14 protein-coding genes are annotated in these 15,061 nt (G+C 61.8%); 6 read left to right on the plus strand and 8 right to left on the minus strand.

The annotated features are described in order from the left end of the window. Nucleotides 1-118: 118 nt before the first annotated feature. Nucleotides 119-1,528, plus strand: a complete 1,410-nt coding sequence (locus VHD36_09345) for a diguanylate cyclase (GenBank protein HVU87515.1) — start codon at nt 119-121, stop codon at nt 1,526-1,528. 94 nt (nt 1,529-1,622) lie between these two features. Here VHD36_09345 and VHD36_09350 read toward each other — a convergent pair whose 3' ends face one another. The 3 genes from VHD36_09350 to VHD36_09360 all read right to left on the minus strand — a co-directional run bounded on the left by VHD36_09350 (nt 1,623) and on the right by VHD36_09360 (nt 4,999). After that, entirely contained in the window at nt 1,623-1,886 is a 264-nt protein-coding gene (locus tag VHD36_09350) for a Nif11-like leader peptide family natural product precursor (protein HVU87516.1), read from the minus strand. Nucleotides 1,887-2,602: 716 nt separating this feature from the next. Further along, nucleotides 2,603-3,460: an NlpC/P60 family protein gene (locus VHD36_09355; protein HVU87517.1), complete on the minus strand. Its 858-nt coding sequence runs from the start codon at nt 3,458-3,460 to the stop codon at nt 2,603-2,605. 228 nt (nt 3,461-3,688) lie between these two features. Further along, nucleotides 3,689-4,999, minus strand: coding sequence for a PQQ-binding-like beta-propeller repeat protein (locus VHD36_09360; protein ID HVU87518.1), 1,311 nt, complete (start codon nt 4,997-4,999; stop codon nt 3,689-3,691). A 163-nt stretch (nt 5,000-5,162) separates the two neighbouring features. On the opposite strand from VHD36_09360, the gene VHD36_09365 reads away from it, so the two are divergent. From VHD36_09365 to VHD36_09375, 3 genes are all read left to right on the plus strand, one after another. Continuing rightward, nucleotides 5,163-5,294 (plus strand): hypothetical protein, encoded by a 132-nt coding sequence (locus VHD36_09365; GenBank protein HVU87519.1) that lies wholly within the window; start codon nt 5,163-5,165, stop codon nt 5,292-5,294. A 30-nt stretch (nt 5,295-5,324) separates the two neighbouring features. Continuing rightward, nucleotides 5,325-5,687, plus strand: a complete 363-nt coding sequence (locus VHD36_09370) for a hypothetical protein (protein ID HVU87520.1) — start codon at nt 5,325-5,327, stop codon at nt 5,685-5,687. A 168-nt stretch (nt 5,688-5,855) separates the two neighbouring features. Continuing rightward, entirely contained in the window at nt 5,856-7,715 is a 1,860-nt protein-coding gene (locus VHD36_09375) for a redoxin family protein (GenBank protein HVU87521.1), read from the plus strand. Between the two features lie 217 nt (nt 7,716-7,932). On the opposite strand, the gene VHD36_09380 is transcribed toward VHD36_09375, so the two are convergent. The 4 genes from VHD36_09380 to VHD36_09395 form a co-directional block, all read right to left on the minus strand. Continuing rightward, nucleotides 7,933-8,559, minus strand: coding sequence for a YMGG-like glycine zipper-containing protein (locus VHD36_09380; GenBank protein HVU87522.1), 627 nt, complete (start codon nt 8,557-8,559; stop codon nt 7,933-7,935). Between the two features lie 820 nt (nt 8,560-9,379). Then, nucleotides 9,380-9,829 (minus strand): YhcH/YjgK/YiaL family protein, encoded by a 450-nt coding sequence (locus VHD36_09385; GenBank protein HVU87523.1) that lies wholly within the window; start codon nt 9,827-9,829, stop codon nt 9,380-9,382. A gap of 80 nt (nt 9,830-9,909) precedes the next feature. Next, on the minus strand, nt 9,910-10,173 hold the full coding sequence (locus VHD36_09390; protein HVU87524.1) for a LuxR C-terminal-related transcriptional regulator: 264 nt from the start codon (nt 10,171-10,173) through the stop codon (nt 9,910-9,912). A 232-nt stretch (nt 10,174-10,405) separates the two neighbouring features. Further along, nucleotides 10,406-11,662: a hypothetical protein gene (locus tag VHD36_09395; protein HVU87525.1), complete on the minus strand. Its 1,257-nt coding sequence runs from the start codon at nt 11,660-11,662 to the stop codon at nt 10,406-10,408. Between the two features lie 669 nt (nt 11,663-12,331). Between VHD36_09395 and VHD36_09400 the strand changes: the two genes are divergently transcribed. Both VHD36_09400 and VHD36_09405 read left to right on the plus strand, forming a co-directional pair. After that, on the plus strand, nt 12,332-13,078 hold the full coding sequence (locus VHD36_09400; GenBank protein HVU87526.1) for a gamma-glutamyl-gamma-aminobutyrate hydrolase family protein: 747 nt from the start codon (nt 12,332-12,334) through the stop codon (nt 13,076-13,078). Between the two features lie 304 nt (nt 13,079-13,382). Next, on the plus strand, nt 13,383-13,733 hold the full coding sequence (locus VHD36_09405) for a DUF6614 family protein (GenBank protein HVU87527.1): 351 nt from the start codon (nt 13,383-13,385) through the stop codon (nt 13,731-13,733). Between the two features lie 72 nt (nt 13,734-13,805). Here VHD36_09405 and VHD36_09410 read toward each other — a convergent pair whose 3' ends face one another. Then, the gene (locus VHD36_09410; protein HVU87528.1) at nt 13,806-14,723 is read right to left on the minus strand and encodes a GGDEF domain-containing protein; all 918 of its coding nucleotides are present in this window, start codon (nt 14,721-14,723) and stop codon (nt 13,806-13,808) included. Between the last annotated feature and the right edge of the window lie 338 nt (nt 14,724-15,061).

Genomic DNA, 15,061 nt, shown 5'->3' on the forward strand with positions numbered 1-15,061 from the left:
CGATCCGCCTTTACCGGCCGGCACGAGATAGAGTTGCGATACCCGAGACTCTTTCTAGGAATTGCTAGCCGTCACTGCCGGTGCACGGCCAGCACCCACATCCATGACATGGCCAGCCATGACACCGAAACCACTGAAGGTCCTGCTCGTCGCACCCGACAAATCGTTGCTCGGATCGCTGTCAAAACTATTCGATTTGTTGGGGCTTTCGGCGCTCCAGGTGACCGACCCCCGCCAGGCCGCGGCGGCCGCGGCGAGTGAACGACCAGATATTCTGATTCTTGATGCCGATCTATTGGATCAAGGTGGTCGCGAGCTTTGTCGTGCCGTGTGCGGCGGTGGGCTGCGCAGCCACGTGTTTACGCTGCTCTTGGTGCCCGACGGCGCGCCTTTGGAAGATATGATCGAGGCGCTAAAGCTCGGCGTTGACGATTTTCTGGCCAAGCCGGTGGTCTTCGGCGAATTGTTGTCACGGCTGCGGGCTGCCGCGCGGGGGTTGGAGTACGAGCGCCGTGTGCAGGTTTATTTCGGCACCGACGCGCTCTTGGGGCTGCCGAACGAAAACGCTTTCCGTCACGCGCTGTCGGCCGCGCTCGCCAGGCCCGATCGGGGCGGGCCGGTCGCGTGCGTGGCCTTCGACTTGGATTTTTTCAATCGCCTGAATTACACGTACGGGCATCCGCAGGCTGACGAGGCGTTGCGTGGCGTCGCGCGGCTGCTGACGAAAACGTGCCGGCCAAACGAACTGGCTGCCGCGCGCGGCGATGATCAGTTTTGCGTGCTGCTGCCGAATCGGAATGAAGCGGACGCCGGACATTGGGCGGAGCAGTTTCGCGCGGCGCTCGAAGAAACGCAATTTTCGCTCGGCACGGCCGTGGAAACGATCACGGCCAGCTTCGGCGTTGCAACGGGCGAACCGGGCGACTGCCAGGCGGATACTCTACTGGCCAGCGCGACCGAGGCGCTTGGTGCCGCCAAGCGCGCCGGGCGGAACTGCGTCGTACTGCGCAGCTCCCTGGATGATGAGGCGAACGCCTGGACCAACCTCGGGGCACCGGGCAAGTTGTTCGATCGCACCGTGGCGCGCGACGTCATGGTTCCCCTGTCGATCACGCTGAAGCCACACGATTCGCTCGAGCACGCGGCAGCAATCTTCGAGCGGACGGCACAACCGGCGCTGCCGGTCGTCGACGACGAGGGAAACCTGGCCGGCCTGCTGTTTGTCGAGGAACTGCAGTCGCGAAACAGCGACGGTCACCACACGAAGCAACTCGTACGAAACGTAATGGATGCCGATCCCGTCCGTTTCGCCGAGCAGACCACCTTTGCCGAGCTGGTCAGCTTCTTCAGCCAGGACGCCCGCGGGCTGGCGCTTATTACGGACGGAACCCGGCCGATCGGAGTCGTTACGCGCAACGAACTGGCGTCACTCTCCGAACCATTGACGGTCGCGAGTTTTGCCACGAGTGACGACAATGCGTCGACGAGCGATTACTTGATCGTGCCGTCGACGTCGGATGGCTCGTAATCACCAGGTAGAAAAAACGCGGCCGCCGGCTGCCACGCGTCGTGGTCGGCCGGCGGCCATCGCGCTTCTGGGTCGCGTTGATCGATCGAAGCGACTAGCAGCTGCCGCAGGCGACCTGGATCAGCTCGAGGTCCGAAATCTGGCTGTTGCCCTTGCGCGAGCAGACCATCGTGGCGTACTCTTCGTACTGCTTGGCGTTGAACTTGAAGTTGAGCTTGTTGGCAATGCGCACGATCTCTTGAAGCGCTTGCTTCTTGTCCTGGTTCTTGAGCATCTCGATCTGGCTGCGGATCTGACCGTCCTCACGAACCTTCTTCAGGAACGCCTCGACCGGATTCATCTTGGTGACGGTGGTCATCGATCAGTCTCCTTGCGAATGAGGAGCGCGTGGTGGGATATCGTTTGCGCTCCGGATGGCTTCGTGGATAAACGCATCCACGTCACCAAAACGCTAGGTCGCCGTCAAACCGGAGCGCGGGTAGGAATGTGCCGAAGATGACGCGCACAACCGGCCACGGCGGCCCGCGCCGTAAGGGACTTAGCGAACGTTGCGCCCGCTGCCGTTCAAGAACGCAATCCCCCTGCGGCCGGGCATGACGGATCGACGCGAAAAAGGGACCCTGCCGACGAAGCGGCTACCCTCGTCCCCGCCTGGCAGCACAGCGAATTCCAGCCTGCGGAGGGGCAGTTTTCAATCAAGTCATTGCAGAACGCAAGTTCCGCACGTCGGGTCGAATCGCGCGCCGGCCCGCTGCCGCTTAACGTCCGCGACGCCTCGCGCCCCGTCGAACGGAATGATTCGCGTCGTCGGCACGGGCACCACGACCGACGGCACGATGAGCCGTGTTAACGCGCAGAACTGCCAGGATTTTACCGCGTGCGGTCTGGACAGGAAGGTATTGCACCACAGGAGACACGGAGGCACGGAGAAGAGGACGAGAATGATGAATGCAAAACGATGAAAGATGAATAGGCTCAAGCCCGCGATTCAAAACCTTGACATGCATCATCATTCTGCATTCTTACTTTTGCATTTTCTTCTCCGTGCCTCCGTGTCTCCGTGGTGGCATTTTTTCACGCTTGCCTGTCATGGAACACGCGGTGCACGTGGCTGGCGCAGCGGTTGTACCAGGAGTTTTCGCGGAAGGGGCGCAGGTGTACGCCGCAGGGAATTGGGCGCCCTCGATCGTCGTTCACGCCCGAGCCGTGACTGTCCACGAGCAAGGGCAAACCGCTCGCGGCGCGGCCGATCGGGCCGACCCACAGCACGACGTGCGTGATGGGCCCGTCCTCGCGGCCCCGGATGTAGAGCAAGTCGCCGGTGCGCAGCAGGTTCACGCGTTTGTCGTAGGCGGCAGGCAATTCGACGTGTTCGATGCGCACGGGGTGCCCTTTGACAAACCCATGATCCGCGCGCGACTGCTCGCCGACCGCGGAGGAAATCTTGATCCCAAAGCCTTGATTGAAGACAAAGCTCGTGAAATTGCTACAGTCGAAGCCTGGCCCATTGTGGCCGACACAGGTTTGTTTCCAGGGCCAATGGGCCGGCGGATTCCAATCGGGTATGTGATGGTGTTGATAGCCGTAACCGATGAATCGCTCGGCCGTGGCGATCACGCGCTCGCGCTTCCACTCGAGCGGCCGCGCGGACAGGCCTTCGAGCGGCGTATAGAGCCGCGGCTTCGGCCCCCACGCCCCCATGCGGCGGCGCACGTGCTCGGAATACCATTCGTCGTGCGGAGTTGCCGACTCGCGCTTGGGATCGCCGCGCTCCGAGTGCAGTAAATCGCCGATCAGTTCCTCAACTGGGCCGCTGTAGGCGATCGAGTAGTCCGCGAGCGACGCAGGCCGCGGCGATTCATCGTGTATTGGTTCATCAGCAAGCGCGCGCGAGGCGATGAGTTGGCTCGGCACCAGGCTGCCGAGCGCCATCAAACGCACAGCCTTTCGTCGGTTTAGCTGTATTGTCATCGTGGATGGCTTTTCGGTCATGTCTTTGAAGAGGGACTCACCACGGAGGCACTGAGACACGGAGAAGAAATGATGAATGCTGAATGATGGACTGTCGACGTCCAATGTTCCTCGTGCATCATGCTGCATTCTTACTTCTGCTTCTCTGTGTCTCCGTCCCTCCGTGGTGAAGTCTTGTTCACAAAAACGCTACTTCCGCACGTCGTAGCACAATAGCGCGTCCTGCTCGCGCAGGTAGAGCCGGCCACCGGTGACGACTGGATGCGGCCAACTCGGCTTTTCCACGTTCGGAATCTCGAACGTGCCGCGCAGGTGATACGCGTCGGGCGTGGCGTCGATCAGCGCCATGGTTCCGTTCTCGTAGCGAAAATATAGCTCGCCGTCGGCGTACACGACGGCCGCCGATCCACTGCCTGGCCCGCGCCCTCCGTTCCACACCACCTTGCCGGTGAGGAAGTCGACGCACACCGGAAAGCCGGCCTTGTGGCCGTGCCCGCCGTACAGGTAATCGCCGACGAGCACGAGGCCGCCATGATGGTTTTGGAGGGTCTTGGAATCGAGAAAATACACTTCCTGGGCGTCGACACCCTGTGCGGTGCGCACGAGCTTCAAGAGCACGCTGCCGGTCTGATAGCCGGTCGAGGCAAAGACGTAATCTCCTTTGACGATCGGTGTAGGAATATTGGCCGTCTTGTTGGCCACGCGTTCATAGGACCACAGAAACGCGCCGTCGGCGGCGCGCACGCTTACCAGTCCACGCCCCATCAATTGCACGTACTGCCGGACACCCGCCGCTTCAGAGACAACAATCGACGAATACCCAGCCCCCTCGCGCTTGCTGCCTTCGCTGGCCGGCAATTGCGAGCGCCAGATTTCCTGGCCCGTGAGCTTGTCGAGGGCCACGATCGCCGCGTCTTTGCCCCCCGGCGTGCAGATCAGCCGTTTCCCGTCCACCAGCGGCGACTCGCTGAAACCCCAATGCGACATCATCAACCCGCCGAAGTCGGTCTTGAAGTTTCTCTGCCATTGCGGCTGGCCCGTCTTGGCGTCGAGGCACAAGAGGTCACCGTGAGGGCCGATGGCGTACAGCAGACGGCCGTCGACGGTGGGCGTCGAGCGCGGCCCGGCATAACCGCCGCCTTGCCATGATTTGCCGATGCGCGTGCGCCACAGCTCGTGACCATCTTTTTCCGCGAGCGCGATCACATACTGATCGTCCTCGCGATCGCCCATCGTGTAGATGATGCTGCCGGCGATCGACACGCTGGAGTATCCTTCGCCCAGCCCGGTCGTTTTCCAGACGAGCGGCGGAGCTTTCCGTGACCAATCGTGCGAGAGGCCTGTTTCCAGGGACACACCATCGCGGTGCGGCCCACGCCATTGCGGCCAGTCGGCCTGAGCGCGTTTGGAGGTTACGTCGGCGGCCTGTGCGACAGGTCCGGCCGGAGCACTCGCGAATAACACCAGACAGCAACCAATACCGTGTAGCCGGGCTAGCATGTAGAATTCTCCCTAGACGGAATAGCACGCTGAGGAGGTAATAGTCACTGGTAGTGTCGGCGCGCCTTATTGGCCGGTCAAGCGCGCGATGTTTGCTGTCATGCGGTGTGTGTCGAGACATTTCGCCGCCCGGATCATTTGCCATTCTCTGGTGAGAGTGCCCATGATCATCCTGCTGGGTATCACTCAGCCTGGTGCCAGGCGCCGCTGGTGGCAGTTCGGCCTGGCGAGTCTCTTGCTCGCCGTGACATTGGCGGCCGTGGCAATCGCGATCGTGCGCAACGCGGCTATGTAGAAAGCGAAAGTTGTCTGGTCACCTATCGTCGTGAAAATCGACCATCAAATAACCCGCAATCGTCTGTTACGGGCTGCGATTACAGCAGCGCTACTTGTGGTGGCGATCTGTTTTTTCGGGCGCATTGCTGTGAACGGACGACCCGCCTTGATCGAGGGCGAGTTGATCGGAAAAGCGGAATCCGCCGTCGTCGCAGATTTTGGCAAGGCTGACGAGGATGTGGCCGGGTACGAGCCGTTGGGAGCCGAGCTCAGGCCGATGTCGGTGGGCCCGCACCGGACGTTGATTTATCGCCGCCTGAACGGCGGCACGCTTTACGTCTGGTTCGCCAAACGTAACGGCGACTGGCAATGCATTGACTCATGCTGGTTTGCGGACGGCGTGCGATTTTGAGCGGTAAGTTGCGGGAACTGCTCCAGCAAAGGGCTTAAAATCCCGCCTGGGCACCTTTGAATCCGCCCTGCGCAGAGATTGCATTCGCCAATCAGATTCGCTTATACTTAGCGTGCTATTCTTCGGGCCGTCCTTTGGCCTTCGGGGTCAATTCTTAAGGAGAGCGAGATGTTGCGCACGCCGTGCTGGGTGTTGGCGTTGTTTGCCCTCGGTGCATCGACCGCTTGGGGCGCGGAAGCTACGAAAGATTCGGCCGCCGCTGATAAAAGTGCCTCTCTGGCGATCGGCGCGCAGGCGCCCGACTTCACCTTCAAGGATCTGCGCTACGCTTCGCACTCGCTGAAGGATCTGGGCGAGAAGAAGGCCTACGTCGTCGTGTTCAGCTCGTTGGATTGCCCGGTGGCCAAGCGCTACATGCCGCGCATCGTCGAACTCGAAAAAGAGTATCGCAACAAGGACGTGCAGTTCGTCGTGATCAACGTCGCGCCGAACGACACGATGGTGGAAGTTGCCTATCAAGGCCTGCAGCTCGATGCGTCGTTCCCCTTCTGCAAGGATTTTGACGGCGTGGTCGCGCCGGCTCTGGGCGTCACGCGTACTCCGCAAGTGGTGGTGCTCGACGGTGAGCGCAAGTTGCGCTATCGCGGCCGTGTCGACAGCCAGTTCAGCGTCGCCGGGTTGAAGCCGAACACCGGTCGCGAAGATCTGAAGATGGCGATCGAGGACGTGCTGGCCGGTCGGCCGGTGGAAGTCGCCGAGACGACGGTCGAAGGTTGCCCAATTCCGGCGGCCAAGATTCCGATGCCGGACAAACCCGTACTCTATGGCGAACAAGTGGCGGCGCTATTGCAGAAGCATTGCGAAGAATGCCACCGCCCCGGCGCCGAGGGCCCGTTCTCCCTGGTGACTTATGAAGACGCGGTGAATCACGCCGACGTGATCGCCGAAGTCGTCAAGGAACGGCGCATGCCGCCCGAATACGCCAGCCATCAGCACGGCGATTTCGTGAACTTGCGAGGCATCCCGGCCGACGAGCGCTTGCTGATCGCCCAATGGGTGGCCGGTGGCTGCCAGCAGGGCGATTTGTCGAAGGCTCCGGCGCCCAAGAAGTGGCCCGACGGCAAATGGCAGATCGACGGACCGGACCTGGTGATCAAGATGCCGCAACGCGTCGAGATTCCCGCGACCGGATATATTCCCTACAAGTACGTGATCCTGAACCATCTCTTCAAGGAGGACACCTGGATCACGGGCTGCCAGATTCTGCCCGAGAACAAGGCCGCGCTGCACCATTGCAACATGGCCTACATTGACCCGATCAAGGGTAAGTACAGCGACGCACAGTTCATCACCGGCCAGGTGCCTGGCGGCATTCCGATGGTGCTGGACGAAGGCGTAGGCTTCAAGATTCCCAAGGGCTCGGTGCTGGTCTTGCAGATTCACTACGTGACGACGGGCGAAAAGACGACCGACCAATCAAGCGTCGGCTTCACGTTTGCCAAGGGAAAGATCAACAAGCAGTTGAAGCACTTCCGGGCGCACAACGGCACGTTCGCGATCCCTCCGGGTGACCCGGCCCACCTGGTCGAAGCGAAGCGCACCTTCGCCGAGGATTCGACGTTGGTCGGCTTCTTCAGCCACATGCACCTGCGCGGCAAGGACATGCTCTTTGATGCCAAGTATCCGGACGGCAGCAACGAGCGGTTGCTGGCCATCCCGAACTACGACTTCAATTGGCAGGTCTCGTACGTCTGGCGGCCGCACGCCAAGAAGTTCCCGAAGGGGACCGAGATCGACGTCACGGCGCATTTCGACAATTCGTCGTTCAATCCCTATAACCCTGACCCGACCACCACGGTGAAGGAAGGGGACCAGACGTACGAGGAAATGATGTACGGCTTTGTCTTCTACACCGAGGACAATGAGAACCTGGACCTGAACATCGACCCGAAGACGGGGCACGTGGTCAAGGAAGCCAAAGAGGCATCGAACAAGGCGGCCGCGGGTGGGCAAGCCGGCGGCCAGTAGCTGATTCGATTCCGTATCGCACGACGGCGGCGCTGGATGCGGGCCTCCAGCGTCGCCGTTTTTTTGCGCGCGATGGCCCGAAGATTTAGACCGTCCCGCCGTCTGCGGGTGTGCCACGGGCAGCCTGGTCTACCAGTGCTTGTGCGACGTTCGACAGTGGTGGACGAGCCACCAGTGGTACCCACGTTGCAACCCGCGCCTGAGATCCTGAGCGTCCTTACAGCGGCCCACCGACCGACACGCCCCAGCCGACGACGGGCCGCGGCCGGTAGTACCAGTAGGGTGGCGGCGGCGCCCAATACGGCCCGTAATAGGGATACGGATAATAGGCCGGCCCGACGTACGGCGGTGGCAGGGGGCCAACCGGCGCCGGGGCACCGGGCTGCGGCGCGGTCTGCAGCGCGCTGATCACGCGCGTCGAGACGCCGTTCTGCTGTAGCGTGATCAGGTCGCCCGACTGTAGCGGATGCGCGAGGCCGTTACTGCGAATGTGATTCACGATCAATTCGTCGTTGACTCCCGCCTTGGTCATGGCGATCACGTCGGGCAACGAGACATTGCCCGGCGGAACCTGGCGGCCGAGTGTGGCCGCGATCTGGGCGCGATTGCGGGCTTCGATGTCGTCGAGTCCGCTGCCGACGGCGGCTCCGGTCAAGGTGCCCACACCGGCGCCGACGAGCGCCCCGACGCCCGGGTGTCCGACAGCCGCACCGGTCAAAGCTCCTACGCCGGTTCCCACGCCGGCGCCGACCAAGGCGCCGCGATCGGTGTAGAAAGGAGAGTTGCAGCCGGCGGCAATTGCGGCGGCGGCACAGAAAGTGACAGGCCAGAGCGAGCGCGTCATGCAAAGGTCCCTCACGAATGCGTGGCGCAAGCCGGTCACAAGCGGCCGGTGGCCACGGCGGGAGGGGGATTATGAGAGCGTGCCCTGGCGCGGTCAAGGCGAGCGGCTGCTAGCGATGCTGCTGCCGGGTTTGTGGGGGTTCTTCTCGCCAGCGTGGCATGATGGGACGGCTATTGCAGCCAAAATCGACCACCACCTGCCCAAAAACAAACCCGCCGCGCCTGGTGAGGGGCGCGGCGGGTTGGCCGATTCGTTCGGCGGTGAAAGGACAAGAGGCTCGTTCAATTCTTCGCGCACTGTGCTCAGCAGGCCCGAAGGCGTGCATCCCGGCCGATAGCCGTGCGCTCCGCAGGAGGAGCGAGAGGATTCGGCGGTCAGAGAACAGAGAACGCGAGTAACAGTGCGAACGGTGGGACCAGCCCAGTGAGAAGCGAGAGACGCTAATCTCGCGCGACTCAGGCCAAGTGGCCCGGTGGATCTTGCATACTTGCCCTCCTATGGTGTGCTTCGGATTCGCCACACGCACGCCGTCGGCCGACGTCTTCTGTTTAGCAAATCGCGCTTCGCGGATTCAATGTTTCTTGGCGCGAGCGCAATAGAATTTCGCGCGATTTTTCGTCACGACGTTCGCATCGTACGAGTCGTCGCGATTGTGCGGTCCGAAAACGATGCGGCTTGGGCTTTCGTGCGATCGCGGCGCAAAAACATGCGGCAATCGCAGCGGGCGAGGCGCTGCAGGAAGCGGGGCGAGCCCGCCGGCTAAATGGGATATAGAGCGTTTCGTGGCGCGTTCGCCGCATGTTTTCCAACGGATGCGGCTTCACACCGCGACTTTGATCACGACCTTGCGCACGGTCGTCGCCTCGCCGGGACTGAGACAGGGCATGTGGCCATCTTGCGGCTGGAAGATCGTGAACATGCCGGCTCCGACGACGAAGAAATCGCCCTGGCCGTCGTAGATGGCGACATCCTTGTCGGCATCGTACTCTTGGCGCACCTTCAACCGATCGATGTTGGCGTAGCCCATTCGTTCGGCGCCGCTGGCGACGTGTTGCACGTCGATATATTGCCGGTGCGATTCCCAGAAGCCTTCGTTATCGGGGCGCGTGCGATATTCTTGCACCAGCGCAAAGATCTGGTCGCCGTCGATGTCGTGCCGGCCGAGCGCCAACTGCCCCAAGTCGGCCGTGTGCAAGTATTCAAAGGCCTTGGCGAGCCGCGGGTGAATCGCCGCGTACTGGGCCGAGTTTTCCAGCTTGTCGAACACCATCGGGCAAAGCCTCCCTGCTTGTCATTACCTCAAGAATCGCCAATACAACGCTCCGCTCGACCCGGGGGGCAGACAGCCGGCTAGTTCCAGCCATCGTTCTTGCGACCGCTGCGGCGTTTTTCCTGCGCGCTCAATCGGTCGGTGAGTTTGCTCACCCGTTCCTTGATGGCGATCCGCGTCAAAAGCGCAACCTTGTTCGTGCCGAGCTTACTCATGGCCTTGGCTTTGTGATTATCCACGGTGCTGGGCGCGAGCTTGAGCACTTTAGCCGCCTCGCGCACGGTGCATCCTAAACTGAGCAAACGGACCACTTGACGCTCTCGCGGAGTGAGTTGAATCGGCATCGTTGTGCATCCAAGGAGATTCTGACGAGCGCTCGCTGGCCTGGTCGCCGGCCGGTGATCGCTACGTCCGGCGCCTCGCGGCAAGACGGCGGACAATGCTAACTACGTTCCGCAATTCCAGGTGACCCGCGCCGATAAACGGTCTCCGCGTCTCCGTGGCCCGAACGGGAGATCGCGAGCGAGCACGATGATGGGACGGGCACAATAGACTAGCCCTTTTGCCCCGGAATTTCTACCCACCGGGAAAACTCTCGGCGTACGAGTGCGTTGCGGCGTTGGGAAGTACGACATTTGGCCCGTCCAGTTGCAATCCGGCCCAGCGATTTCGCTTCGCCCAGTAGCGCCGCACGAAAAGGGGGCGTGTATCGCGCGAGGTGTGTGCTTTTATCCGCTCGACCGAGCGCGTCAGGAATTCGTCGGCCGCGGCAAAGGCTGCGACAGGCGCCGGGGGTGACGCCAGCCAGGCCGATTCCAACTCGTCTCGCTCGGGCACAAAGAAAGGAGGCAGTCGTCCCGGGTCGCGGATTGCGCGGCGGTGCCATTGCTCGTGCCGCCACCAGAGTGAATCGGGATCGGCCAGATCGGTCGGCCGCGGCCCGAGGTCGAGCGGGTCGTCAACCTGCACGGGCTTGAAAATCCCCAGGCAAGGGGCCGCCGTGCCGGTGACCCAGTGTGATTGCCCTGCGGGAGACAATTCGCAGACCCAACTGGCCGTGGTTTGCGATGCGGCCGTGACACCCCCGGCGTGCATGCAGGGCGCGGCCATGGCCCCGTTGAGCCAAGAGTACGAGGGCTTTTCACGGCCGTCGCCATGGTCCCGCAAGATACCCATCAAATCGGCGAGCGAGCCTGCGCGCCCGGCACGCTCCTGCGTGAGTTTCTGCCGTTGCCGGCACGCCGAGACGCGGGTCTTGATCGAATCGCCATGCGCACGGGCGAAGCCGGGAATCGTCAGACCGTTCGAAATGCTGCGGGCGCCGACGATCTCTTCCACGGCGTGCAAACGTCCGGCCGTTTCCAGGACGAAGGCCCGACGCGTGTCGGCCACGATGTAGCTATTGTGATAGGTAAATCGCCGGTTTTCATGTCCACATCCGCCGCCCTGACCGTATTCGTCCAATAGCGCCACGATCGTGGCCACGGCATCGGCGGCGCTCGCCGCGCGCTCGAGCGCCAGCCGCAGCAGATCCATGCCGGTTAGGCCGGCCTTTGCATACGCTTCGCGCGTGAACACCGCTTCATTGCCGATCACGACGCCGTGTTCGTTCGCGCCGATTTCGGCGCCCCACATCCAGTAGGGACGACTGATAAGGATGGCGTGCGTCTGGCGCGCTTGAGCAATTTCGAGATGCGTGCAGCGCAATCGTGCGTCCGGCTCATGAGCGCGGCGCGGATGCCATTCGAGCAATTGCGCTTCGTTCGGATCGCGATCCGAATTCTTGGCAAACAGCACGCGTCCACTTTCGACGATGGCCAGCGTGTCGCACATTTCGAGGAGGTTTCGAGAATCTCGCGAGGTTAAGAAGCAAAATCGGCGTGGAAAAAAATTCCTGGTCGCCCGCCCGCGTTACGCAACGAGGCCTTTGCTAGCGTCCGGAATTCTCACGGTCGCCGACTAACGATTTCGTAGCGCACGGAAGTCTAATGGCATTGGGAACATACGGCATCCGACGGCGCGAGAATCTAGCGATAGTTCTCACGGTCGACACGACCCGCGCGCATGCTATCGCCATCGTGCTTGCACTGGATATTGTGCCAGCACCTGGGCCAGGCGTCAAAATCATGGAATTGCTTGCCACTTCTTCAGACACGCCTATAACGTGCCTAAGCAGTTCACTCACCACCTGAAGGACGTGTTGAGGGAACAGCGAACGATTCGAGGCCATACGATACGGACATCGCTCTAGCAACGACCCAGGATGGGCCGAGAGCGACCCAGGAGCCAATCGCGTGGTATCAAGGATGATGGTCGAATCCCGCATCGCCCGTCGCCGGCTTTTGCCGGTCAGCGCGGCTGACCGCGATCGCCGATGCCCGCAATTTGCTGTCTCGGGTTGTATCTCTTTCCCTTCCACGCTTGCCGGGGGCGCCTCGCACGAGTCGTTCGCCGACTATTGTTCACGGCGAGGGCATTATGCCCTCCAGGAAGGAGCCTGATATGACACGGAAGCCACTGATCGGATTGAACGCTGAATACCGCGCCGCGAAGAAGGATGCTCCGGCGTTTAGCTATGTTTCGGCCGGGTATTACGATTCGATTGTTGCCTCGGGCGGCGTGCCCGTCGTGATCCCGCCGCTGGCGGATGACGACGATGTCGAGCGAATTCTCGACATGCTGGACGGTATCGTGCTCGTCGGCGGGGCGGACCTCGACCCGCGGCGCGACGGTTTCATGCTGCACCCGGCCGTGCGGACGCTCGATTCCCGTCGCGAGGATTTCGATCGCCGCTTGATGAATAGGATCGCGGCTCGCCGCATGCCGGTCTTCGGCATCGGCGTAGGCGTGCAACTGTTGAACGTCTCGCAAGGAGGCAACTTGTTTCTGCACGTGCCCGAGGACATGCCGCGTGCCCTGCCGCACAAGGACCCGCTCGATCCGGCACACCGTCATGCATTGGAAGTCGTGCCCGGCAGCTTGATGGAGCGGGTCTACGGCGAGGGCGAGATTCGCGTCAACAGTTTCCACCATATGGCCATCGACGAAGTAGCCACCGGTTTCCAGGTCACGGCCCGTTGTCCGGATGGCGTGATCGAAGCCATCGAGAGCACGCAGCCTGATTGGTTTGCATTTGGCACACAGTTCCATCCAGAGAGTGACTCCGCCTCGGCGCTAGATTTGCGCATCTTCGAAGAGTTCATCACGGGCGTCGGTGGCGAAGTACCTGCGGTGCGCATGGCAGCGTAACCCTATGGGGGGTGACGAATCGACGAGCGCGGCACGGAGGCCCGCTCGTGCGAGTGACTGGGCGTCGCCTTCGGCCCGCGGGCCGCGATTCTGTTCGGCAGCTTCAGAATCGCGGCACCGCGGGCTTTTTCCTGCGCGGAAAGTAGGGTGCCGTCCGGGCGCCGGACTCGTGATCACCCGATAGAGATTTCGGGGCCCGCTTGCGAACCAGGTTGCGCTATGCCATCTCTTGCACTTTGCAGGTCGTGCCGATCGAATGGCGACAAACACTTTGGTCCGTTTTTGGGCCGCAGGGGCGATTGACATGGATATCTACCACGTCTGGTGCAATCTGAAGCCGGGGACGGGCGACGTCGCGTTTTGCGAGCGCGTGGATGCCTATCTGGGACAGCTTCGCGAGGAAAAACTCATCCTCGGCTTTCGCATCACGCGACGTAAACTGGGCTTTGGCCCGCCGCAGTTGGGCGAATTTCACATCACGATCGAGGTCACCGATCTCGCCCAGCTCGAAGCGGCCTTTCAGCACGTCGCCCGCCGCGCCGGCCCCATCGAAGGGCTGCATCACGCCGTGAATTCGCTGGTGACCGACCTGTCGTTCGCGCTGTATCGCGATTTTCCCGATGCGGTGCGCGAGCGGGGAGAAGAGAGATTCTGAGCGAGCAGCGGGTAATGAAGCCGCCCGCGAACAGCCGTGGCGGGGCGAATCGAAGGTCCCCTCGGCAGGTGTTCAGCTGCTGAGGGCCTCGGCCGCGGAAATCGCGGGCAGCTCTTGCGTGTCTGCCAGGTACGGCTCGACGCTGATCCCGGTGTTGCAGTGAATGCGATTCCGGCCGGCAGCCTTGGCCGCATACAGCGCGGCGTCAGAACGCGCCAACAGCATTTTCGGGTCGTCCTGATGACTGGCCTCGGCCACGCCGCCGCTGATCGTGACCAGCCCTGAGTTGGCGACCGCCAGGCGAATCTTCTCGGCGAAGCACGAGGCGCCCTCGAGGTCGGTGTGCGGCATGACCACGACAAATTCCTCACCGCCGTACCGGGCTACCAGGTCGGTCTCACGGGTCTCGTCGTCGAGGATGCGGGCGACCTTCTGCAAAATCTGATCGCCCAGCACGTGCCCCTGGACGTCGTTGATCTGCTTGAAGTGGTCGATGTCGAAGATTGCCAGGGCGAAACCCTGATCGTAGCGCGTGAGCAGGGCAAAGGACGATTCCAGCGTCTCGTCCAAGGCCTTGCGATTGCTCACACCGGTCAATTGATCGCTGCGGGTCTCCGTGAACGTCATCAAATGACTGGTTTGTTGCCGCAGCTCGTCGTAGGCGCAAGAGATTTGCGCCGCGAGGTCGAGCGTCGGCTTGACCATGGTTTCGGCTTCGTGAAACAACTCGCACCAGGCCGCGCGTTCTTCTTGAGAGCTGAGCTCGCTGACGCGGTCTTTGAATTTGGCGATGCTCGATTGATGCGTGGCCAGGTTCTTGCGAATCCGGTCGGCGATTTCTTCCAGTTGCCCTGCCACGGCCCGAGCACGCTTCAGCTCGCGACGCGCGCGATCGCCGTGATATTCGGGCTGTTGCTGTTGGGAGCGCCGCCCCATCAAATAACCAATCGTGGCAACGGCTGCCAACGCAACGATCGAAGGAAGATACATGGTCATCGATTCCAAGACTGCACCGTGCCGACGCTTCGGTATTTGCCGGCTCTCGCCCCAGTTGAATTCCCAGGCGGTCAGTGGAAATATAGGTTCCGATTCCGACGCGCGCGGGCATATTCGCGGCCTGGCGCAGTGCCGTCGGGCCACTCGACGAGACAGATTCGCACGCCTTGCGCATGGCGCGGATTTGGCCGATTGTTCGGGGGGCTCGAACCGCGGAAGCGCCGTCGACGTGACACCGGTCCGAGGCATCAAAAGACGCGAGGGGAAAGCCTGCGAAAGCCACTTCGGCTATCCTCGCGAGCGGGATTCGTGGTAGCTTCTTGGACAAGGCG

It is taken from the genome of Pirellulales bacterium, assembly GCA_035546535.1.
Classification (GTDB): domain Bacteria; phylum Planctomycetota; class Planctomycetia; order Pirellulales; family JACPPG01; genus JACPPG01.

Bases quoted from the DNA above. Each gene is read 5' to 3' on its own strand.
- VHD36_09355 (HVU87517.1), bottom strand. From the start codon at position 3,460: ATGGCGCTCGGCAGCCTGGTGCCGAGCCAACTCATCGCCTCGCGCGCG.
- VHD36_09380 (HVU87522.1), bottom strand. From the start codon at position 8,559: ATGACGCGCTCGCTCTGGCCTGTCACTTTCTGTGCCGCCGCCGCAATT.
- VHD36_09390 (HVU87524.1), bottom strand. From the start codon at position 10,173: ATGCCGATTCAACTCACTCCGCGAGAGCGTCAAGTGGTCCGTTTGCTC.
- VHD36_09410 (HVU87528.1), bottom strand. From the start codon at position 14,723: ATGTATCTTCCTTCGATCGTTGCGTTGGCAGCCGTTGCCACGATTGGT.
- VHD36_09385 (HVU87523.1), bottom strand. From the start codon at position 9,829: ATGGTGTTCGACAAGCTGGAAAACTCGGCCCAGTACGCGGCGATTCAC.
- VHD36_09350 (HVU87516.1), bottom strand. From the start codon at position 1,886: ATGACCACCGTCACCAAGATGAATCCGGTCGAGGCGTTCCTGAAGAAG.
- VHD36_09400 (HVU87526.1), top strand. From the start codon at position 12,332: ATGACACGGAAGCCACTGATCGGATTGAACGCTGAATACCGCGCCGCG.
- VHD36_09395 (HVU87525.1), bottom strand. From the start codon at position 11,662: ATGTGCGACACGCTGGCCATCGTCGAAAGTGGACGCGTGCTGTTTGCC.
- VHD36_09405 (HVU87527.1), top strand. From the start codon at position 13,383: ATGGATATCTACCACGTCTGGTGCAATCTGAAGCCGGGGACGGGCGAC.
- VHD36_09365 (HVU87519.1), top strand. From the start codon at position 5,163: ATGATCATCCTGCTGGGTATCACTCAGCCTGGTGCCAGGCGCCGCTGG.
- VHD36_09375 (HVU87521.1), top strand. From the start codon at position 5,856: ATGTTGCGCACGCCGTGCTGGGTGTTGGCGTTGTTTGCCCTCGGTGCA.
- VHD36_09345 (HVU87515.1), top strand. From the start codon at position 119: ATGACACCGAAACCACTGAAGGTCCTGCTCGTCGCACCCGACAAATCG.
- VHD36_09360 (HVU87518.1), bottom strand. From the start codon at position 4,999: ATGCTAGCCCGGCTACACGGTATTGGTTGCTGTCTGGTGTTATTCGCG.